This is a genomic window from Bacillus sp. AY2-1 (assembly GCF_008368965.1).
Classification (GTDB): domain Bacteria; phylum Bacillota; class Bacilli; order Bacillales; family Bacillaceae_G; genus Bacillus_A; species Bacillus_A thuringiensis_S.
Window position 1 is genome coordinate 1 of record NZ_QPEL01000028.1, and the last position, 19,490, is coordinate 19,490.

A 19,490-nucleotide genomic window follows, 5' to 3' on the forward strand; every position below is an offset into this window, starting at 1 on the left:
CAGTTTTCAAAGAACTACTTGGTCGCTCATTTGCGACTTCCTTATGTTAACATCTTCATTTTTCAATGTCAACTAAGTTTTTCAATTTCTTTTTTGTCGTTTTCTGCGTTTCCGCATCAGCGACGGTTATTAATATATCATGCAGTATATAAATGAAATGCAACACCTTTTATAAACTTTTTTAAAAACTGCCCACATTTCTTTTTTAATATCATATACTTAAACGAAATATCTCTTTCATGTATGATTAATTCCTACATATATTTTATATAAAGTTACTCTATCAAAAAACGTTTCTTTCTATAATAAGCGTTTTATTCATATACCATATCATACAAGGAGGAATATATATGGACTATACCGATTTATTAATCAAACTAGGTCTCTCGGCTATTTTAGGATTTGCCATTGGTTTAGAACGCGAATTAAAACGGAAACCACTTGGTTTAAAAACGTGTTTAGTTATTTCTATTATTAGTTGCCTCCTAACAATTGTTTCTATTAAAGCAGCTTATAACTTACCACATACCGATCATATGAATATGGATCCACTTCGACTTGCCGCTCAAATTGTATCAGGAATTGGTTTTTTAGGTGCTGGCGTAATTTTAAGAAGAGGCAACGATAGCATTGCAGGACTCACGACTGCCGCTATGATTTGGGGTGCTTCTGGTATTGGTATTGCCGTTGGAGCTGGTTTCTATATCGAGGCAATTTTCGGAATGTGTTTTCTTATGATTAGTGTCGAACTTATACCATTGACAATGAAGTTTGTAGGTCCTAGATCATTTCGTCAACGTGATATTGCAGTGAAACTTGTTGTGCGAAATATGGACAATATCCCGGTTGTAATCGAGGAGATAAAAGAAATGGATATAAACGTTAAAAATATGAAGCTTAAAACGTTAGAAAACGGTTCTCACTATTTACATCTTAAACTGTCCATTGATCAAAAAAGACATACCGCTGATGTTTACTATACTCTCCAGCATCTTGAAAGTGTCCAACAAACTGAAGTGGAAAGTATGTAGCATAAAATAAACTCTCTTTAATTAGAGAGTTTTTCTTTTTTCTATAATGGTAACAATGAATGTAGTCCTGCAAAACAAGGAGGAATTTACTATTGAAATCCCGTCCGAATTTAGTAGATACATTTCGTGATTCCATTATTTTTCGTTTAATTTGTTTTATTATTGTACTCACTGCTTTTTCTGGTTTTCTTATACATAGATTAGAACCCTCTCATTTCACTACATGGTTTGACGGAATTTGGTGGTCAATTGTTACCATTTTTACAGTTGGATATGGCGACTTTGCTCCCCATACAACGATAGGAAAACTAATAGGTATAAGTATTATTTTATTAGGAACTGGCTTTTGTTCTTATTATATGGTTCTATTCGCTACTGAGATGATTAGTAAACAATACATGAAAGTTAAAGGTGAAGAAGCCGCTACCTCTAACGGTCATATGATTATCGTTGGCTGGAATGAGCGTGCAAAACATGTTGTAAAGCAAATGCATGTACTACAACCAAACCTTGATATCGTTTTAATTGATGAAACACTTTCTTTACTCCCAAAACCCTTTCATCATTTAGAATTTATAAAAGGTTGTCCGCATCACGATCAAACTTTATTAAAGGCTAATATTGCAACGGCACACACCATATTAATAACAGCGGATAAAGAAAAGAACGAAAGCTTAGCAGATACACAGTCCATTTTAAATATTTTAACTGCGAAAGGACTCAATCCAAACATTCACTGCATCGCCGAACTACTTACTACTGAACAAATTCAAAATGCAACGAGAGCGGGCGCGTCAGAAATTATAGAAGGAAATAAATTAACGAGTTATGTATTTACCGCTTCTCTTTTATTCCCTTCTATTTCAGGTGTACTATTCTCACTTTACGATGAAATCTCTGATAACAAATTACAACTGATGGAACTTTCTCCGTCCTGCACCGGACAAACCTTTGCAAATTGTAGCTATACCCTTCTAAAACAAAACATTCTCTTACTAGGTATAAAGCGTGATGATCAATATATGATTAATCCAGTCCATACCTTCATTCTTATCGAAAGCGACATACTCATTGTTATTCACCATTAATAAAATGACGCTCTAGTTCTTGCATGAGCACTTTCCCAATATTGATATATTTTCTTTTTACATCTCCATCTGGATCTTTCGGTTCAGCAAATTGATCCATCCCACTCGTTCCAGCGGTTAAAGTATTCACATTATCATCTAGTTCGTCTTGATATACGTGCGAAAGAATATACGGCGTTTCAAGACGGACTACTACACCAGGTACATCCAGTTCACCATCTACTGCTGTAAACGGCACTCGTAAAAATTGATACCCATCTTCTTCATCGATTTTGTAATCGAAGCATCCTTTATCATAATCCCAATTACCACCAATGCTATATCCAAGTGGTTTCATAATCTCTTCTAACTTAAATAGCGCATATGTACGTCCTTCTAAATTTGATTGAATTGGAATCAAGTCCATCCCTCCAAGACTTTTCCTTTAGCATACCCACTCTAGCTTGAATATACTGATGGACTTTTCGATAAAATAATAAAAAGCGACCTGGACTTTTCGATAAAATAATAAAAAGCGACCGGAATCCGGTCGCTTTTTATTATTTTAAACGCTCTTCTAATTCTGCTTTTAATTCTTCAAATCCTGGTTTACCAAGTAAAGCAAACATGTTCTTCTTGTATGCTTCTACGCCAGGTTGGTCAAATGGATTTACCCCTAATAAGTAGCCGCTCATCGCACATGCTTTTTCGAAGAAGTATACAAGGTAACCGAATGTGTACTCATTTAATTCAGGAATATTGACGATTAAGTTTGGTACTCCCCCGTCGCTATGTGCAAGTAATGTACCTTCGTATGCTTTTGTGTTTACAAAGTCTACAGTTTCACCAGCAAGGTAATTTAATCCGTCTAAATCGTTTTCTTCTGATTCGATTGTTAGTTCATGTGTAGATTTACCTACTTTAAGAACTGTTTCAAATAAGTCACGACGACCTTCTTGAACGTATTGACCTAATGAGTGTAAGTCAGTTGAGAAGTTTGCTGAAGATGGGAAAATACCTTTTTGATCTTTTCCTTCACTTTCACCAAATAACTGTTTCCACCACTCAGCGAAGTATTGAAGTGCTGGCTCATAGTTAACAAGCATTTCAATTGTTTTTCCTTTATTGTATAAAGCGTTACGAACTACTGCATATTGGTAAGCTGGGTTTTCTTCTAGTTCTGATGTTCCGAAGTCATCATGACCAGCAGCTGCACCTTTCATCATCTCTTCAATATTTAAGCCACTTACTGCGATTGGTAATAAACCAACTGGCGTTAATACAGAGAAACGTCCTCCAACATCATCTGGAATAACAAATGTTTCGTAACCTTCGTTATCAGCTAATGTTTTTAATGCACCACGTGCTTTATCTGTAGTTGCATAAATACGTTTGCGAGCTTCTTCTTTTCCATACTTTTCTTCTAATAACTTACGGAAGATACGGAATGCTAGTGCTGGCTCTGTTGTTGTACCTGATTTGGAAATAACGTTAATAGAGAAGTCTTTACCTTCTAATACGTCCATTAAATCTTTCATGTAAGTGGAGCTAATGTTTTGTCCAACAAATAGCACTTGTGGAGTTTTACGTTGTTCTTTAGAAAGCGTGTTGTAGAAAGAATGGTTTAACATTTCGATTGCTGCGCGTGCCCCTAAGTAAGAACCACCAATACCTACAACAAGTAAAATGTCAGAGTCATTTTTAATTTTTTCTGCGCATTTTTGAATGCGAGCGAATTCCTCTTTGTCATATTGAAGCGGAAGGTCTACCCACCCAAGGAAATCGTTCCCAGCTCCAGTTTTTTCGTGGATTGCGTGATGTGTTACTTTCACTGCATCACGTAAATAAGTGATTTCATGTTCACCGATGAAGGATAACGCTTTAGAATAGTCGAACGTTACATGTGTACTCATCTTTTTCCCTCCAATTATGGATATGTATTTCTGTATTCACTTTAGCGAAACTGAAGTTGTAAATCAAGCGATTCAACCATTGTAAACGTAACCAATATATATTTTTTAGAAAAAGTTCATTTTTTGCATAAAAATTCGTATTTTTCGGTATAGATGTATATACATCATCTTTCGAACATTTTTTATGTATAAAAACAACATAACTACCCCATTCTATAAAAGAGTTAATTAACTCATCGCTTGCTCATGCTTCACAATTAAGGGGGGCTTTTTCATGAGTACTTTGCAACGTATCGCATTAGTCTTTACTGTAATTGGCGCTGTGAACTGGGGACTAATCGGATTTTTCCAGTTTGACTTAGTAGCAGCCATTTTCGGTGGACAAAATTCAGCTCTTGCACGTATTATTTACGGCATCGTTGGTATATCTGGGCTTATCAATCTTGGTTTACTGTTTAAACCATCTGAAAATCTTGGTACACACCCAGAAACAAACGAAATTCGATAGTCAGTATGTCCTTTCACCTCCGACATACGAATATGATTGCATGCAATCATATTTGCAAATATATATCATAAGATAAAGTAAAAGAGGAACGCTCATATGCGTTCCTCTTTTACTTTGTTAACTCGGACTCTTCAATCCATTCTGCCAACTTTTCTCGCAGCGTATTAAATCCGTTTTCAGATGGGTTCGGTATAAGAATCCTTCCTTGTTTTCTTTTCGCCGCTTTTAACGATAAACTCATTTTTCTGTGCTCTTCATCAATTGAAAGTACCTTTACTTCTACTGTATCGCCGACTTTTAAAAAGTCATGAATATCCTTTACATATCCATTTGTAATTTCAGATATATGCACAAGTCCTTGTGTTTCTGCATCTAACGCTACAAATGCACCGTAATCTTGAATTCCAGTCACTTTCCCTGTTACAACCACTCCTGTTGTATATTGTTCTGACATATGAAACACTCCCATACGTTTACCATTCTCTCTACAATTATAAAGAGCAAAGCAGATATATTTATTTTAAATATCCGATTGGTTAGTACGCATTCTAGATAACGTTATCTAGAATGCGTATACCTTATATTAGTAAATTATACCACTATGACAGAACTCATTCAAAATTCATGAAAAATTTCCCTTAAAGAAGTATAATTCTCCAATATTGGGATAGACTACTAACACATGGCTTTCTAGTATTCCCCCCCTTTTATGGACAAAACGTATTACGTTTTGTCCTTTTTTTATTTTCTACAAACCGTTCCATTCTCTTCATCGCTTCCATAAGTTGTTCAAGCGACGTTGCATATGAACAACGAATAAATCCTTCACCACTTTCGCCAAATACGCTACCAGGGACAACGGCCACTTTTTCTTCCAACAATAACTGTTCTGCAAATTCCGCTGAAGATAATCCGGTTGAAGATATAGCAGGAAAAACATAAAATGCTCCGCCCGGCACATGACACGTTAAGCCCATTTCATTGAAAGATGTCGTCATGAAGTTACGACGCTTCTTATAGCTATCTCTCATTCGAATTACTTCATCGTTCCCTGCGCGTAACGCCTCAAGTGCTGCAAACTGAGACATCGTCGGTGCACACATCATTGAATACTGATGGATTTTGAGCATTAATTCTGAAAATTGAACAGGAGCTGCAATCATACCGAGGCGCCATCCTGTCATCGCAAATCCTTTTGAAAATCCTGAAATTAAAATCGTATGCTCACGCATATTTTTAATACTCGCGAAACTTGTATATACTTCGTCGTATACAAGTTCTGCATAAATTTCATCAGATAATACGATTAGATTGTACTTCTCAACAATCACTGCTATTTCTTCAAGCTCGGATTTATTTAGCATTGCACCTGTCGGGTTATTTGGTGAACAAAGCAAAATTGCCTTTGTTTTCGCTGTAATAGCTGCTTCAATTTGTTCTGGTTGTACTTTAAACTCGTTTTCTAACGTAGTCGCCACAGGAACCGGAACTCCTCCAGCTAATGTCACAAGTGGTGCATAAGAAACGAAGCTCGGTTCAATAATGAGCACTTCATCATCAGGATTTATAATGGCGCGCATCGCTACATCTAACGCCTGGCTCGCTCCAACTGTAACAATGATTTCATCACTTGGATCATAAGATACTGCAAATTGTTTTTTTAGATACTTTGCTATTTCTTGACGGAGCTCCAATAATCCTGCATTTGCTGTATATGACGTATACCCTTGTTCCAAAGAACGAATACATGCTTGCCTTACATTCCAAGGTGTAACAAAATCCGGCTCTCCTACCCCGAGGGAAATAACACCTTTCATATTTGCTGCTAAATCAAAAAATTTTCGAATACCAGATGGTTTTAAAGATTCTGCTGATCTAGATAGTTCAAATTGCTTCATGGTGTCACCACAATTCGCTTATCATCATCGTCTTTTTCATAAATAACGCCCTCATGTTTATACTTCTTCAAAATGAAATGAGTAGTTGTAGAAACAACAGATTCAATTGTTGCTAATTTCTCAGAAACAAACATCGCTACTTCTCCCATCGTTTTCCCTTCTAATGTAATAGAAAGATCATATGTCCCTGACATTAAATAAACGGATTTCACTTCTGAATAACGATAAATTTGTTCAGCAACCGCATCAAACCCAACGCCATGCTTTGGCGTAACTTTCACATCGATCATTGCCGTTAAACCTGTATGTTCTTTCACCTTCGTCCAATCAATATGTGTTACATAATCCACAATAATCTTTTCATTTTCTAACCTCGCAACCATCTTCTTTACTTCTTCTACCTCTATATTTAACAGCTTCGCTAATGTATCTACAGATAATCGACTACTCTTTTCAAGACAAGCTAATAATTCTAATTCTTTTTCTGTCACCATATAAATCATCCTTCCTTTTCGTTTGTGTTTAAATTATACAAATACCCTTTCCAGTTTGAAAAGAAGATTTTTCTATTGAATTATGTCAAAATAAAGTGAAACTTTAATCAGCGAAATGCTTCACCCCACTGATTATCAGCCCACACCAATCGGGCTTTTACGGACAGTTGCTCTCCCACCTAACCTCTTTGCTTGAGCTGCTTTTTGAGGTGGGAGACTTACTGTCCGTTAATGCGGGGTAAAGTGAAACTTTAATCAGTGGAAAAATGCGTGATAAAGCGAAAGGGGATGGAATCGTGAAACCAAAAGTTTATATTGCTGAACCAGTTCCAACATTTGTAGAAAACTATTTATCAGAACACTGTGATTATGAAAAATGGGATCAAAATGAGAAAGTACCCCGTGATGTTCTATTAGAAAAAATACAAGATAAAGATGGGTTATTAAATTTCGGATCTGCTATTAATGAAGAATTACTGACAGTGGCTCCTAACTTAAAAGTAGTGAGCAACATTTCTGTCGGTTACGATAATTTTGATTTACAAGCGATGAAAAACCGAAATGTTATCGGAACGAATACACCATACGTATTAGATGATACAGTAGCTGATCTCGTTTTCGCCCTTATGTTATCTGCTGGGCGCCGTGTTTGCGAACTCGATTCTTATGTGAAAAATGGTGAATGGAACGCTGAAATTGGAAAAGAACACTTCGGACTAGATGTACACCATAGCACAATTGGTATTATCGGTATGGGCCGAATTGGAGAAGCCGTTGCAAAACGAGCAAAATTCGGATTTGATATGAATGTTCTTTACTATAACCGCCGTCGTAAAGAAGAAGCTGAACAAAAATTCGATGCTACATATTGTGATTTACAGACGCTACTGGAGCAGTCTGACTTTATTGTTCTTCTTACTCCATTAACAGATGAAACATATCACCTTATCGGAGAAAAGGAATTTTCATTAATGAAAGAAACAGCAATCTTCATTAATGCTTCTCGCGGGAAAACAGTAGATGAAGAAGCGTTAATCCATGCTTTAACAGAAAAGAAAATCTTTGCAGCAGGTATCGATACATTTACACAAGAGCCGATTCAAAAAGATAATCCACTCTTATCATTACAAAATGTTGTGACTTTACCACACATCGGATCTGCAACATTAAAAACTAGGCAGCAAATGGCTATGACCGCCGCTGAAAATTTAGTTGCAGGATTACAAGGAAAAACACCGCCTAATATTGTTCGCGGGTAATACTGAATAAACGAAAGGCAAGATGACATCGTCATCTTGCCTTTTTTTGTTAACATATTTTCTTCTTCCTTGGAGATGATATGAACAAAAATCAATGGAGTGACAAAAAATGAATCACGAATATACTTGTCCTTATTTCACTTTTTCCACTCGCGGCACTACTATTCATTACGAATTGTATGAACACGATAACAAAACAGAACGTCCTACTTTCGTACTCGTTCACGGCTTTTTATCTTCCTCATTTAGTTACCGTCGTCTCATTCCCTTACTATCGAAAGCAGGAACAGTGATTGCTCTTGATTTACCACCGTTCGGAAAAAGTGATAAGTCTCATCTGTTTAAGTATTCTTATCACAATTTAGCAACGATTATTATTGATTTAATTGAACATTTATCTCTCTCAAACATTGTATTAGTTGGGCACTCTATGGGTGGGCAAATTTCTCTCTATGTAAACCGTATACGTCCTGAACTCATTTCAAAAACGATTTTACTATGCAGCTCTAGCTATTTAGCACGCGCAACCTTACCTTTACTATACTCTTCTTATTTACCGTTCTTTCATTTATACGTAAAGAACTGGATTATTAGACGCGGTATTGTTCATAACTTAATGAATGTCGTTCATGATCACTCATTAATTGACGATGAAATGAAAAAAGGTTACTCCGCTCCTTTTTATGACGACCGTATATTTCCCGCTTTAACTCGCATGATACGAGACCGTGAAGGTGACTTATCTTCAACTGAATTACAAAAAATCGAAACACCTATCTTGCTCATTTGGGGTGAAAAAGACCGCGTCGTCCCTGTACATATAGGTCATCGTCTACACAAAGATTTACCGAATTCAAAATTTATTTCTTACGAAAATACAGGACATTTACTACCTGAAGAAAAGCCTAAACATGTTTATGAAGAAATTATCGCTTTTTCTGCGCAATAAAGTGAAACTTTAATCAGTCCCCACCTAACTTCTTTGCTTCCGCTGAATTTTGAGGTGGGGTCTTACTACCAAGCAAATAGCGGGATAATATAAAAAAGGCTGTCGGAAATTCCGACAGCCTATAATGAACAACTTCCGCCTTCTTTTATTACAAGTAATTCCAAAGCTAACTTCTCACATTTTTCAAGCGCAGGTACTTCCTCAAAAGACATAAAGTATATATGTTGAATCTTCTTTGCGATGTATTTTGGATCATCAAACACACTTATGACGTTCACAACATCGCTCGCTTCTGTTTCATAAAACTCCGGTCCCATTTGAAACGGATCCCAATTCTTCACAACCTCTATCATCTTTTCATATGTACCCATTCGCTTCCCGCCTTTTCACTTTTTAATACTTTTCTTTATCCTATCACATCAGCTATTCTATAAGAAGAGAGAGAACTTTCGTAACTTATTGGTTTTACAGAAGAAGGGGGCAAACTTATGCAACTATTTCATAAAGCAATCAATCGACGTGGAACGCATAGTATAAAATGGGATACATATAAAAACGAAGAACTTATCCATGCTTGGATTGCTGATATGGATTTTGAAGTACCAAAACCAATTCAAACTGCCTTAAAACAACGGATCGAACATCCGATTTTTGGCTACACACTTCCCCCTGAAAATATTGGGGATATTATTTGTAACTGGACAAAACAACAATACGACTGGGACATTCAAAAAGAATGGATCGTCTTTAGTGCAGGGATCGTCCCAGCTCTTAGTACGAGCATACAGGCTTTTACAAAAGAAAACGAATCCGTTCTCGTACAACCACCTATTTATCCTCCATTTTTCGAAATGGTCACAACAAATAATAGGCAGTTATGCGTGAGTCCATTACAGAAACAAAATGATACATATGTGATAGACTTCGAGCATTTAGAAAAGCAGTTTCAGCAAGGCGTCAAACTCATGCTTCTTTGTAGCCCTCATAATCCAATCGGACGCGTTTGGACGAAAGAGGAACTTGTGCAGCTCGGATCGTTATGTACTAAATATAACGTAATCGTTGTCGCGGACGAAATTCATTCCGATATCATTTATGCAGACCATACACATACACCGTTCGCTTCCTTATCTGAAGAATTAGCAGAGCGCACTATCACTTGTATGGCTCCAAGTAAAACATTTAATATCGCTGGATTACAAGCGTCGATTATTATCATTCCAAACGAAAAACTCCGTCACGCCTTTACAGCTATCCAATATAGACAAGGCTTCCACGGGTTAAATATCTTCGCCTACACAGCGATGCAAAGTGCCTATACAGAATGTAATGATTGGCTAAACGAAATTCGATTATATATAGAAGATAATGCTCAATTTGCTTATGAATATATCAAAACTCACATACCTGCTCTTTCCGTAACGAAGCCAGAAGGTAGCTTTTTATTATGGATTGATTGTTCTCGTCTAAAGCTTTCTCAAAACGAGCGTACTGCATTACTTGAGGAAAAAGGAAAAATCATCGTTGAACCTGGTGAGAAATACGGGTTAGGTGGGGAAGAACATATTCGAATTAACATCGGCTGTCCAAGATCTGTTTTAGAAGAAATTTTGAACAGACTGCGTCATACGTTTTCATAATAAGAAAAGAGGCTGTCATAAATCATTTTAGGACAACCTCCTTTATCCATATCTTTTCAATTACGTTTCACAAAAAAAGCTACCATGCACGGTAGCTTTTACTTTTTCTTCATATCCGATGCTTTTTTTACAATGACACCACAAGCAATTCGATCACCTGATTTACCTGTCGGTTGTGTCATACCATCATCAGCGTTTTCTGTAATAATAATAGACGCTCCATCTTTTCTATGAATCGTTGTTTTACCTTCTTCAAGCGTTATGTGCGGCGCGTCGATTTCTGCCTTGATCTTTCCAGAACCGTCTGCAATTACGTTCGGTAAATCACCGTTTTCTGCACCCTTCGGATTAAGAAGACCATGTTTTTTATCATCAGGATTAAAATGATTCCCGGATGATTCAAAACGAGGTGCCTTACACTCTCCGATTTCATGTACATGTAGTCCGTGTGGTCCTGGCGTGAAACCTTCCCCTTTAATCGTAATTTTCACTCCACTTGTTTGCTGAACTACTTTCGCAGTCCCTACCTCATCTCCTGAAGCATTATGTAATTTCACTTCAATTTCTTTCGGCTTTCCTTGGTCACAACCTGCCATCAGAAATAATAAACAACAACTGAAAAAAAGCCGTTTCTTCATTCCATTCCCTCCAAAATATATTCTGCCCTTAGATTGTCCGAGCATAGAGGGAAACATACAAAAATGCGTTACTGTTTCTTTTCAGCTAATAGTTTTTCTTCAACTTTCTGTAATCGCTCTGCTTCTCTTTTTGATATACGAATAAACATGCGCCACGTGGCAATAGCACCGATAATAAATAGAACGCACACAATCCCTGGAATAATATATTCTGTTTTATCTTCCGGAAAATATAAAGGCATCATAACGAACACTCCTTAATTATAGGATTCAAAAAACATCAGAATTTTCTGTTATATATCTTTAAATTATAGTTGAACCAGTTCATATTCTCAAGGGGCGTTCCGAAAGTGAATGATTTCTTTGACTCCTCCTCCTACTTTCCTTACTATAAACTTGAGGTGAAAAATATGAGAGAAACATTTGAAATTGGTGAAATCGTTACTGGTATTTATAAAACAGGAAAATACATCGGCGAAATTACAAATAGCCGTCCTGGTAGTTATGTCGTAAAAGTATTAGCTGTTTTAAAACATCCGGTGCAAGGTGACTTACATAACGTAAAACAAGCTGACGTACCATTTTTCCATGAAAGACGCGCTTTAGCTTTTCGTGAGCAAACGAACATTCCACAGCAAATGGTAAAGAAATATGAAGGAGAAATTCCTGATTATACCGAGTCACTAAAATTAGCATTAGAAACTCAAATGAATTCATTTTCTGAAGATGATTCACCTTTTGCAGAGCGTAGTCTAGAAACATTAGAACAGTTAAAGAAGGACTACAAACTCTAAAAAAACAAAACGACCAAATTACATAATGTGCAATTTGGTCGTTACTGTGTGCTCACTTTCTTTAACACTTTTGAAAAATCAACGAGTTCTCCTAATGTTGGTGGTGCTGGTTTTACTAAATACTCTTTATCTTTTTCTACTAGTTTAAAAATATTGTACGTCGTCATCGCATCATCAAGCGCACAATGATGCTTCCCTGTCCCTACTTTTCCGTACGCCTCAATTGCTTTCCATAATCCTGTTTGATTTCTTTCCCCAAAAAACTTCTTATACTCAAGCGATAAATCACGACACTGCCCGAAGAATGGAAAAGCTATCCCTGCCATTTCACAATTATGCTTCAGCACTTTCATATCCATATTTCCCCACGTTACAATTGTCGGTTTACATTTCGTTTCGTATTCTGCAAGCTTCTTAACGAGTTCAGGAAATGAAATCCCTTTATCCACGACTTCTTGTTTTATTCCTAAAAACTTCTTACATCGATCCGTTAAGGAGGGAAATGTTTTCGGCCTGACATGTGATGAATACGTATCTTCCACCTTACAGCCAGCAACTGAAACGAGTCCTACCTCAATAATTTCCGGAAAAAATCCTTTCGGTTTTTTTCTATGCTGGGGCATCGTAAACTCAAAGTCTAAAAATAAAAATCGTTGTTCATCCATACGATCCCTTCCTTATCATTTTTGTCATTCCTTTCTATTTGACACTCCTACACGAACAAGCTCGAATGCTAATTCCATTTTAAATATTCAGATTGGATGTATCTTATATATATGTCAAATGCCCACAAATATTTTAAAAAATAAGAAAAAATGACCTATGCAGAAAATATGACAAAATCCCTCCTTTCATTTACATCCGCAGTTTTTCTACTTTATAATGACGTTATGTGTGTTTCATCTAGTTAATATTTGACACACTAAGAAAAATGAATGAAAGGAGATGAGATTTTTGCACGAAACAACGCAAGAACTCGCTAACTGGCAGTATTATTTTGCTATCGCAGTCTTTTTAATTACATATGCCATTATTATTTCTGAAAAAATTAATCGCGCTGTCATCGCACTTCTTGGTGCAGCACTCATGGTAATTGTGGGGGTCGTCGATTTACATAACGCCTTTACGAAACATATTGAATGGGGAACGATTACGCTACTCATCGGTATGATGATTTTGGTGAACATTACGAGTAAATCAGGTGTTTTCCAATACGTTGCCATTAAAGCAGCAAAAAGGGCACAAGGAAATCCAATTAAAATTTTAATTTCCCTTTCCCTACTTACTGCGCTTGGCTCCGCATTTTTAGATAACGTTACAACTGTACTTCTTGTTGTTCCAGTTACTTTATCTATTACGCGCATACTGCAAGTAAATCCTGTTCCTTATTTACTTTCTGAAATTATTTTTTCAAACATTGGGGGAACGGCAACATTAATTGGTGATCCACCTAACATTATGATTGGTTCTGCCAATAAACATTTAGACTTCAATGCTTTCCTATTGAATCTAGCACCAATCGTAATTATTATTATTGGAGTTACAGCAACAATACTTTACTTCATGTACCGCAAACAATTAATTGCCGATCCTGTACAAGTCAAAAAATTAATGAGCTTAGATGAAAAACAATACATTAAAGATCCAGTATTAATGAAAAAATCTTTAACGGTACTTGGACTTACAATTGTAGGTTTCATGACTCATTCTATTTTCCATATTGATGCGGCTATCATTGCCTTAACTGGTGCTACTGTACTTATGTTAATTGGTGTGAAAGAGCATGAAATTGAAGAAGTATTTGCAAGCGTAGAGTGGGTAACAATCTTCTTCTTCGCAGGGCTATTCGTACTTGTTGGAGGACTTATCGATATCGGTCTTATCAAAATGTTAGCTCAAAAAGTAATTGGTATAACAGGCGGAGATATTTCTTACGCATCCATCCTTATTTTATGGGTATCTGGTATCGCCTCTGCAACAATTGATAACATCCCATTTGTCGCAACAATGATTCCACTTATTAACGATATGGCAGTTGGGCTAGGCTTATCACCATCTGACGCACAAATCGATGTATTATGGTGGGCATTAGCACTAGGTGCTTGTCTCGGCGGAAACGGAACATTAATCGGAGCTTCTGCTAACGTAATCGTTGCAGGTATCGCGAGCCGCGAAGGACATAAATTTAGTTACATGGAATTCCTAAAAGTCGGTTTCCCAATTATGATCGTTTCATTAATCATTTCTCACATTTATATTTATTTACGCTACCTTATGTAGTAGAAAAAGCACCCTGATAATCAGGGCGCTTTTTTACTTATATCTAAAATATATCGACTTATCAACAGAAACGAAAAATCTACTCTTTATATCTCACCGGTTCATTTCGAATAATAAATAAATGAATCGGTAAGAAAACCGAAAATGTGATTGTATGAATAATCGTAAACAATATAGAATTCGTTCCGTATCTATCTAAAATTGCGTAGATAAGATAAATAGACAGCACAATCGATACAGCTGTTGCTAATAAATATAGAATTGGTACGAAGTTAAAAATGAAACATGCGACATATATGCCGAATACTTTCCATCCCGCTTCTTCTTTTAAGAAATCCGGTAATTTGTCTTTTGCTAAATCACCCCATATCTTACTATTTAAAAAAGGAATAAACGCAAGAGCACCATCCGTTGCACCATCATTTTTCGCCATCGTATACAGTGCAAAAGCCGTTAATAAATACGCAATAATTGCCCAAATCAATACAACAAGAATAAACGCAAAACTAAGAGCAAAGAAACCTGCTAGTACGCCTTGATCCTCCATCTTATCCTCTCCTCTCTACTTTCAACATATTTCATTACATTGCAAGTTATGTTTTAAAATTTATCCAAACTCTTTGTATAATAAGAGAAGAAAGAGAATAAGAGAGGAGAAACACGTATGCATCCATTTGTAAAAGCATTACAAGAGCATTTTACAGCTCATCAAAATCCTGAAAAAGCAGAACCTATGACTCGTTATATGAAAAATCACTTCCCATTTCTAGGTATTCAAACACCGGAAAGGCGCCAATTATTAAAAGACGTCATTCAAATACATACTCTCCCAGATAAAAAAGACTTCCAAATTATTGTACGCGAGCTTTGGGACTTACCAGAACGTGAATTCCAAGCGGCCGCACTTGATATCATGCAAAAATATAAAAAGCATATAAACGAAACTCATATCCCCTTCTTAGAAGAACTTATTGTCACAAAATCTTGGTGGGACTCTGTCGATAGCATCGTCCCTACATTCTTAGGTACTATCTTTTTAAAACACCCAGAATTAATTTCTGCGTATATTCCAAAATGGATTGCATCAGATAACATATGGTTACAACGTGCCGCTATTTTATTCCAACTGAAATATAAACAAAAGATGGATGAAGAACTTCTTTTCTGGATTATTGGGCAACTACATTCTTCAAAAGAATTTTTCATTCAAAAAGCGATTGGCTGGGTCCTTCGTGAATATGCAAAAACAAATCCGGATGTAGTTTGGGAATACGTGCAAAACAATGAACTCGCTCCATTAAGTAAGCGTGAAGCAATTAAGCATATTAAACAAAATTACGGAATAAATAATGAAAAAATAGGCGAGACTCTATCATAGATAGACACGTTCCTCTATTGAGATTTAAAAAAGAACGTGTTAGAATATGTTCATTATTATTAATATAAGTAGCGATGACGGACTTATAAGTACTTGCATAAAAAGCGATTCAGGGATAGTGAAAGCCTGAAGCCGCAAGGAAACGGCAGTCCCGAGCAATACATGATAAAGTGGATGCACCTTTTGTGTATCAACTAGGGTGGAACCGCGGGCAAACGCTCGTCCCTAGGCAAATAAGCCTTGGGATGAGCGTTTTTTTATGTTCTTTTTAGCATATACTGCTCGTTTCCAAAGTATCAGAGTATATCATCGCCAATACGTTAACTTTCAAAAGGAGGATTTTCTTATGTATTCAATGGAACAAGTTGTAAACTTAGCGAAACATCGCGGTTTTGTTTTCCCTGGTTCTGAAATTTACGGTGGTCTTGCAAACACTTGGGATTACGGTCCACTTGGAATCGAATTAAAAAATAACGTTAAAAAAGCTTGGTGGAAAAAATTCATTCAAGAATCTCCACACAACGTTGGTTTAGACGCAGCTATTTTAATGAACCCTAAAACTTGGATCGCTTCTGGTCACGTTGGTAACTTCAACGATCCAATGATCGACTGTAAAAAATGTAAAGCTCGTCACCGTGCTGACAAATTAATTGAGGATGCTTTAGATGCAAAAGGCATTGAAATGGTTGTTGACGGTCTTACTTTCGACCAAATGGCTGACTTAATGAAAGAACATGAAGTAAAATGTCCTGATTGCGGTAGTGAAGAATTCACTGAAATCCGTCAGTTCAACTTAATGTTCAAAACATTCCAAGGTGTTACAGAGTCTAGCACAAACGAAATTTTCCTTCGTCCTGAAACAGCACAAGGTATTTTCGTAAACTTCAAAAACGTTCAACGCTCTATGCGTAAAAAGCTTCCATTTGGTATTGGCCAAATCGGTAAGAGTTTCCGTAACGAAATCACGCCTGGTAACTTCACATTCCGTACACGTGAATTCGAACAAATGGAACTTGAATTCTTCTGTAAGCCTGGTGAAGATTTAGAGTGGTTCGCATTCTGGCGTGAAACTTGTAAAAACTGGTTACTTTCACTTGGTATGACTGAAGAGAGCATGCGTCTTCGTGACCACGGTGAAGAAGAGTTATCTCACTACAGTAATGCAACAACTGACATTGAATTCAAATTCCCATTCGGTTGGGGCGAACTTTGGGGCGTTGCATCTCGTACAGACTTCGACTTAAAACGTCACATGGAACACTCAAACGAAGACTTTAACTATATCGATCCACAAACGAATGAGCGTTACGTACCATACTGCATCGAGCCATCTTTAGGCGCAGACCGCGTAACATTAGCATTCTTATGTGATGCATATGAAGAAGAACAATTAGAAAACGATTCTCGTACAGTTCTTCGTTTCCACCCTGCTTTAGCACCATACAAAGCAGCTATCTTACCATTATCTAAAAAGCTATCTGAAGGTGCTACTGAAGTATTTGCAGAATTAGCTAAAGACTTCATGGTAGACTTTGATGAAACTGGTTCTATCGGTAAACGTTACCGTCGTCAAGACGAAATCGGTACACCATTCTGTATCACATACGACTTCGACTCAGTTGAAGACAAAGCTGTTACAGTACGTGACCGTGACACAATGGAACAAGTTCGTATGCCAATTAGCGAACTAAAAGGTTTCTTAGAGAAGAAAATCCAGTTCTAATTATAAGAAAAAGAGGCTGCTCATAAGAGCGCCTCTTTTTTACTTTTCACGTTTTTCTTTAATTGCTACTGTACATCTTGATATACATAGTAAATCATCATTTTCATCAATAATGCGAACATCCCAAACCATTGTCGATTGTCCTCTATGTATCGGTGTCCCAATCGCTGTTACAATTCCATCTTTCTTTGAGCGAATGTGGTTTGCATTAATTTCTAATCCGAAACAAATACATTTTTCTTGATCAATTAAATTGTATGAACCAACACTTGCCACTGTTTCTGCTAATGCAACCGATGCACCACCATGTAAAAATCCAAACGGCTGATGCGTACGCTCATCAACAGGCATCGTAGCAACCACCTTTTCTTCTGTCATCTCTAACAACTCAATTCCAAGTGAATCCATTAAAGTTTTTGCCATATCGCTTCCTCCTTCTCTTACTTTAATTAAATGTATAATTTTACCTATTTATTTTCAAACTACTTATAACACTTATATAAGGAGGCTTCACCTAAATGAAACAGAAATTTTGTATATTACTGCTTATGTTCTCCTTGCTGACTATTGTACCAAATTGTGCAATAACAGCCAAAGCATCTAACCTGACAATCGATGTTAAGACTGTAACGCAAAAAGGTAAGAAACCTTATATAGAATATCAAATAAATAGGCCTTCTTTTCACAACTTTTCTGACTCTAAATTTCAAAATAAGCTCAATTTATATTACAAAAAATCCACTGACAAATTTAAAAACAAATTAGAAAAAGAAGCAAAAAAATATTATAAAGAGACAGAAGGATCTAGTACACCATTTCATCCGTACGTAGCAAATGTCGATTATAAAGTCTCATTAAACAAACCACCTTTTCTTAGCCTATATGTGAATTACTATCAATATACTGGCGGAGCACATGGTCTTTATACGTGGAAGGCAAATACATTTGATTTAAACGAAAAAAAGCTACTGCACTTAGACGATTTATTTCAACAAAAAGATAAATATAAAGATGTAATCCGTGCAGAGATTGTAAGACAAATTAAACAAAATGAAAGTATTTATTTTCCTGATGCAACTGAAAAGGTAATGAGTATGAAAAAGTTTCACTTCTTTTTAGAGCCAGACAATCTCGTCATTTATTTCCCTTTATATGAAATTGCTCCGTATTCAAGTGGAATTCCGCAATTTCGTATTCCATATACATTGCTAAGAGACTATTTAAAGCCTTCTTATCAAAATATTTTGATTGACAACAAGTAAATATTTTCGCTACGATAATGTTAACCTAAAAACAACAGGAGGTTAACATTATGAGGAGATTTCATGTTTTAGATTTAGCATTAGCTGCCATGTTCGTCGCTCTTATGGCCATTGGTGCAAATATTGTATCTTGGGCACCATTCCTGCAAGTAGCGGGCATCCCATTATCTATGCAACCATTTTTCGCAATTTTAGCAGGTCTTCTTCTTGGAAGTAGACTTGGTGCCTTATCCATGACTGTATATATGCTCGTTGGCGTAGCCGGCGCACCAATCTTTGCTAACTTCAAAGCTGGATTTGGAGCACTTTTAGATCCTACTGGTGGTTTTATTATCGCATTTATTATCGTTGCTTACGTATCGGGAAAACTAGTAGAACAAAAAGAAAGACCAACATTCATTACATTTGCTATTGCCTCTTTCACAGGAATTATTTTAACTTATATAATCGGTACTACTTACATGTACGGGGCAGTCAATCTCTTTATGGGCGGTAATATGAGTTATAAAGCTGCTTGGATGATTATGATGTGGTTCGCAGTAAAAGATATTGCATTTACAATTATCGGTGCTATTATCGCACCTCGCATATACTATGCTGTGCGTCGTTCTGCTTATCAGCATTCTCATTCGACGATTTCATAATAAAAAAAGAGT

General features: G+C 36.5%; 23 protein-coding genes. 12 read left to right on the forward strand and 11 right to left on the reverse strand.

The window, feature by feature from the left end; translation table 11 throughout:
* The first annotated feature begins 350 nt into the window (after positions 1–350).
* Both DN403_RS07350 and DN403_RS07355 read left to right on the forward strand, forming a co-directional pair.
* Positions 351–1,031, forward strand: coding sequence for an MgtC/SapB family protein (locus tag DN403_RS07350; RefSeq protein WP_000386682.1), 681 nt, complete (start codon positions 351–353; stop codon positions 1,029–1,031).
* A gap of 92 nt (positions 1,032–1,123) precedes the next feature.
* A complete protein-coding gene (locus DN403_RS07355) occupies positions 1,124–2,119 on the forward strand; it encodes a potassium channel family protein (protein ID WP_000842324.1) in 996 nt (331 codons plus the stop codon).
* Here the strand turns inward: DN403_RS07355 and DN403_RS07360 are convergent.
* On the reverse strand, positions 2,106–2,519 hold the full coding sequence (locus DN403_RS07360) for a YugN-like family protein (RefSeq protein WP_000612326.1): 414 nt from the start codon (positions 2,517–2,519) through the stop codon (positions 2,106–2,108). The two genes, DN403_RS07355 and DN403_RS07360, sit on opposite strands and share 14 nt — an antisense overlap.
* A 139-nt stretch (positions 2,520–2,658) precedes the next feature.
* Positions 2,659–4,011, reverse strand: a complete 1,353-nt coding sequence (locus DN403_RS07365) for a glucose-6-phosphate isomerase (protein ID WP_000103654.1) — start codon at positions 4,009–4,011, stop codon at positions 2,659–2,661.
* A 274-nt stretch (positions 4,012–4,285) separates the two neighbouring features.
* Between DN403_RS07365 and DN403_RS07375 the strand changes: the two genes are divergently transcribed.
* Positions 4,286–4,519, forward strand: coding sequence for a DUF378 domain-containing protein (locus tag DN403_RS07375; protein WP_000105788.1), 234 nt, complete (start codon positions 4,286–4,288; stop codon positions 4,517–4,519).
* Between the two features lie 109 nt (positions 4,520–4,628).
* Here the strand turns inward: DN403_RS07375 and yugI are convergent, their stop codons facing one another.
* From yugI to DN403_RS07390, 3 genes are all read right to left on the reverse strand, one after another.
* The gene (gene yugI, locus DN403_RS07380; RefSeq protein ID WP_000003764.1) at positions 4,629–4,973 is read right to left on the reverse strand and encodes a S1 domain-containing post-transcriptional regulator GSP13; all 345 of its coding nucleotides are present in this window, start codon (positions 4,971–4,973) and stop codon (positions 4,629–4,631) included.
* A gap of 253 nt (positions 4,974–5,226) precedes the next feature.
* On the reverse strand, positions 5,227–6,417 hold the full coding sequence (locus DN403_RS07385) for an aminotransferase (protein WP_000808529.1): 1,191 nt from the start codon (positions 6,415–6,417) through the stop codon (positions 5,227–5,229).
* On the reverse strand, positions 6,414–6,911 hold the full coding sequence (locus DN403_RS07390; protein WP_000255696.1) for an Lrp/AsnC family transcriptional regulator: 498 nt from the start codon (positions 6,909–6,911) through the stop codon (positions 6,414–6,416). Before DN403_RS07390 ends, DN403_RS07385 begins: the two co-directional genes overlap by 4 nt.
* Before the next feature lie 266 nt (positions 6,912–7,177).
* Here DN403_RS07390 and DN403_RS07395 point away from each other — a divergent pair, with 266 nt between their 5' ends.
* Together DN403_RS07395 and DN403_RS07400 are read left to right on the forward strand one after the other, a co-directional pair.
* Positions 7,178–8,170 carry a 2-hydroxyacid dehydrogenase gene (locus tag DN403_RS07395; protein WP_001205003.1) on the forward strand — a complete coding sequence of 331 codons (993 nt, stop codon included), beginning with the start codon at positions 7,178–7,180 and terminating at the stop codon, positions 8,168–8,170.
* Between the two features lie 109 nt (positions 8,171–8,279).
* The gene (locus DN403_RS07400) at positions 8,280–9,119 is read left to right on the forward strand and encodes an alpha/beta fold hydrolase (protein WP_001015202.1); all 840 of its coding nucleotides are present in this window, start codon (positions 8,280–8,282) and stop codon (positions 9,117–9,119) included.
* 119 nt (positions 9,120–9,238) lie between these two features.
* On the opposite strand, the gene DN403_RS07405 is transcribed toward DN403_RS07400, so the two are convergent.
* Complete coding sequence (locus DN403_RS07405; protein ID WP_149185379.1) at positions 9,239–9,490, reverse strand: YugE family protein; 252 nt, start codon at positions 9,488–9,490, stop codon at positions 9,239–9,241.
* A 117-nt stretch (positions 9,491–9,607) separates the two neighbouring features.
* Here DN403_RS07405 and DN403_RS07410 point away from each other — a divergent pair, with 117 nt between their 5' ends.
* Positions 9,608–10,759, forward strand: coding sequence for a MalY/PatB family protein (locus tag DN403_RS07410; RefSeq protein ID WP_001175811.1), 1,152 nt, complete (start codon positions 9,608–9,610; stop codon positions 10,757–10,759).
* A gap of 98 nt (positions 10,760–10,857) precedes the next feature.
* Here the strand turns inward: DN403_RS07410 and sodC are convergent, their stop codons facing one another.
* Positions 10,858–11,397 (reverse strand): superoxide dismutase [Cu-Zn], encoded by a 540-nt coding sequence (sodC, locus tag DN403_RS07415; protein WP_000746518.1) that lies wholly within the window; start codon positions 11,395–11,397, stop codon positions 10,858–10,860.
* 68 nt (positions 11,398–11,465) lie between these two features.
* A complete protein-coding gene (locus tag DN403_RS31065; protein WP_000982756.1) occupies positions 11,466–11,642 on the reverse strand; it encodes a hypothetical protein in 177 nt (58 codons plus the stop codon).
* Positions 11,643–11,807: 165 nt separating this feature from the next.
* Here DN403_RS31065 and kapB point away from each other — a divergent pair, with 165 nt between their 5' ends.
* Positions 11,808–12,191 carry a kinase-associated lipoprotein KapB gene (kapB, locus tag DN403_RS07420; RefSeq protein ID WP_001209326.1) on the forward strand — a complete coding sequence of 128 codons (384 nt, stop codon included), beginning with the start codon at positions 11,808–11,810 and terminating at the stop codon, positions 12,189–12,191.
* A 41-nt stretch (positions 12,192–12,232) separates the two neighbouring features.
* On the opposite strand, the gene kapD is transcribed toward kapB, so the two are convergent.
* Complete coding sequence (gene kapD, locus DN403_RS07425) at positions 12,233–12,856, reverse strand: 3'-5' exonuclease KapD (protein WP_000344356.1); 624 nt, start codon at positions 12,854–12,856, stop codon at positions 12,233–12,235.
* 289 nt (positions 12,857–13,145) lie between these two features.
* Between kapD and DN403_RS07430 the strand changes: the two genes are divergently transcribed.
* Positions 13,146–14,471 (forward strand): ArsB/NhaD family transporter, encoded by a 1,326-nt coding sequence (locus DN403_RS07430; RefSeq protein WP_000545235.1) that lies wholly within the window; start codon positions 13,146–13,148, stop codon positions 14,469–14,471.
* Between the two features lie 79 nt (positions 14,472–14,550).
* Here the strand turns inward: DN403_RS07430 and DN403_RS07435 are convergent, their stop codons facing one another.
* Positions 14,551–15,018, reverse strand: a complete 468-nt coding sequence (locus tag DN403_RS07435) for a hypothetical protein (protein ID WP_000390065.1) — start codon at positions 15,016–15,018, stop codon at positions 14,551–14,553.
* 117 nt (positions 15,019–15,135) lie between these two features.
* Between DN403_RS07435 and DN403_RS07440 the strand changes: the two genes are divergently transcribed.
* Both DN403_RS07440 and DN403_RS07445 read left to right on the forward strand, forming a co-directional pair.
* Positions 15,136–15,849 (forward strand): DNA alkylation repair protein, encoded by a 714-nt coding sequence (locus DN403_RS07440; RefSeq protein ID WP_000553316.1) that lies wholly within the window; start codon positions 15,136–15,138, stop codon positions 15,847–15,849.
* Between the two features lie 346 nt (positions 15,850–16,195).
* Positions 16,196–17,572: a glycine--tRNA ligase gene (locus DN403_RS07445; protein WP_000287148.1), complete on the forward strand. Its 1,377-nt coding sequence runs from the start codon at positions 16,196–16,198 to the stop codon at positions 17,570–17,572.
* Between the two features lie 39 nt (positions 17,573–17,611).
* Here DN403_RS07445 and DN403_RS07450 read toward each other — a convergent pair whose 3' ends face one another.
* Positions 17,612–17,995: a hotdog fold thioesterase gene (locus DN403_RS07450; RefSeq protein ID WP_001140616.1), complete on the reverse strand. Its 384-nt coding sequence runs from the start codon at positions 17,993–17,995 to the stop codon at positions 17,612–17,614.
* A 95-nt stretch (positions 17,996–18,090) separates the two neighbouring features.
* Between DN403_RS07450 and DN403_RS07455 the strand changes: the two genes are divergently transcribed.
* A complete protein-coding gene (locus DN403_RS07455; protein WP_000810328.1) occupies positions 18,091–18,834 on the forward strand; it encodes a DUF3298 and DUF4163 domain-containing protein in 744 nt (247 codons plus the stop codon).
* A 50-nt stretch (positions 18,835–18,884) separates the two neighbouring features.
* Complete coding sequence (locus tag DN403_RS07460) at positions 18,885–19,478, forward strand: biotin transporter BioY (RefSeq protein ID WP_001252163.1); 594 nt, start codon at positions 18,885–18,887, stop codon at positions 19,476–19,478.
* The last annotated feature ends 12 nt before the right edge of the window (positions 19,479–19,490 follow it).

Coding starts and splice junctions, on each gene's coding strand:
- DN403_RS07450 (WP_001140616.1), bottom strand. CDS start 17,995: ATGGCAAAAACTTTAATGGATTCACTTGGAATTGAGTTGTTAGAGATG.
- DN403_RS07385 (WP_000808529.1), bottom strand. CDS start 6,417: ATGAAGCAATTTGAACTATCTAGATCAGCAGAATCTTTAAAACCATCT.
- DN403_RS07400 (WP_001015202.1), top strand. CDS start 8,280: ATGAATCACGAATATACTTGTCCTTATTTCACTTTTTCCACTCGCGGC.
- DN403_RS07405 (WP_149185379.1), bottom strand. CDS start 9,490: ATGGGTACATATGAAAAGATGATAGAGGTTGTGAAGAATTGGGATCCG.
- sodC (WP_000746518.1), bottom strand. CDS start 11,397: ATGAAGAAACGGCTTTTTTTCAGTTGTTGTTTATTATTTCTGATGGCA.
- DN403_RS07435 (WP_000390065.1), bottom strand. CDS start 15,018: ATGGAGGATCAAGGCGTACTAGCAGGTTTCTTTGCTCTTAGTTTTGCG.
- kapB (WP_001209326.1), top strand. CDS start 11,808: ATGAGAGAAACATTTGAAATTGGTGAAATCGTTACTGGTATTTATAAA.
- DN403_RS07375 (WP_000105788.1), top strand. CDS start 4,286: ATGAGTACTTTGCAACGTATCGCATTAGTCTTTACTGTAATTGGCGCT.
- DN403_RS07440 (WP_000553316.1), top strand. CDS start 15,136: ATGCATCCATTTGTAAAAGCATTACAAGAGCATTTTACAGCTCATCAA.
- kapD (WP_000344356.1), bottom strand. CDS start 12,856: ATGGATGAACAACGATTTTTATTTTTAGACTTTGAGTTTACGATGCCC.
- DN403_RS07395 (WP_001205003.1), top strand. CDS start 7,178: ATGCGTGATAAAGCGAAAGGGGATGGAATCGTGAAACCAAAAGTTTAT.
- DN403_RS07445 (WP_000287148.1), top strand. CDS start 16,196: ATGTATTCAATGGAACAAGTTGTAAACTTAGCGAAACATCGCGGTTTT.
- DN403_RS07455 (WP_000810328.1), top strand. CDS start 18,091: ATGAAACAGAAATTTTGTATATTACTGCTTATGTTCTCCTTGCTGACT.
- DN403_RS07460 (WP_001252163.1), top strand. CDS start 18,885: ATGAGGAGATTTCATGTTTTAGATTTAGCATTAGCTGCCATGTTCGTC.
- yugI (WP_000003764.1), bottom strand. CDS start 4,973: ATGTCAGAACAATATACAACAGGAGTGGTTGTAACAGGGAAAGTGACT.
- DN403_RS07390 (WP_000255696.1), bottom strand. CDS start 6,911: ATGGTGACAGAAAAAGAATTAGAATTATTAGCTTGTCTTGAAAAGAGT.
- DN403_RS07350 (WP_000386682.1), top strand. CDS start 351: ATGGACTATACCGATTTATTAATCAAACTAGGTCTCTCGGCTATTTTA.
- DN403_RS31065 (WP_000982756.1), bottom strand. CDS start 11,642: ATGATGCCTTTATATTTTCCGGAAGATAAAACAGAATATATTATTCCA.
- DN403_RS07410 (WP_001175811.1), top strand. CDS start 9,608: ATGCAACTATTTCATAAAGCAATCAATCGACGTGGAACGCATAGTATA.
- DN403_RS07365 (WP_000103654.1), bottom strand. CDS start 4,011: ATGAGTACACATGTAACGTTCGACTATTCTAAAGCGTTATCCTTCATC.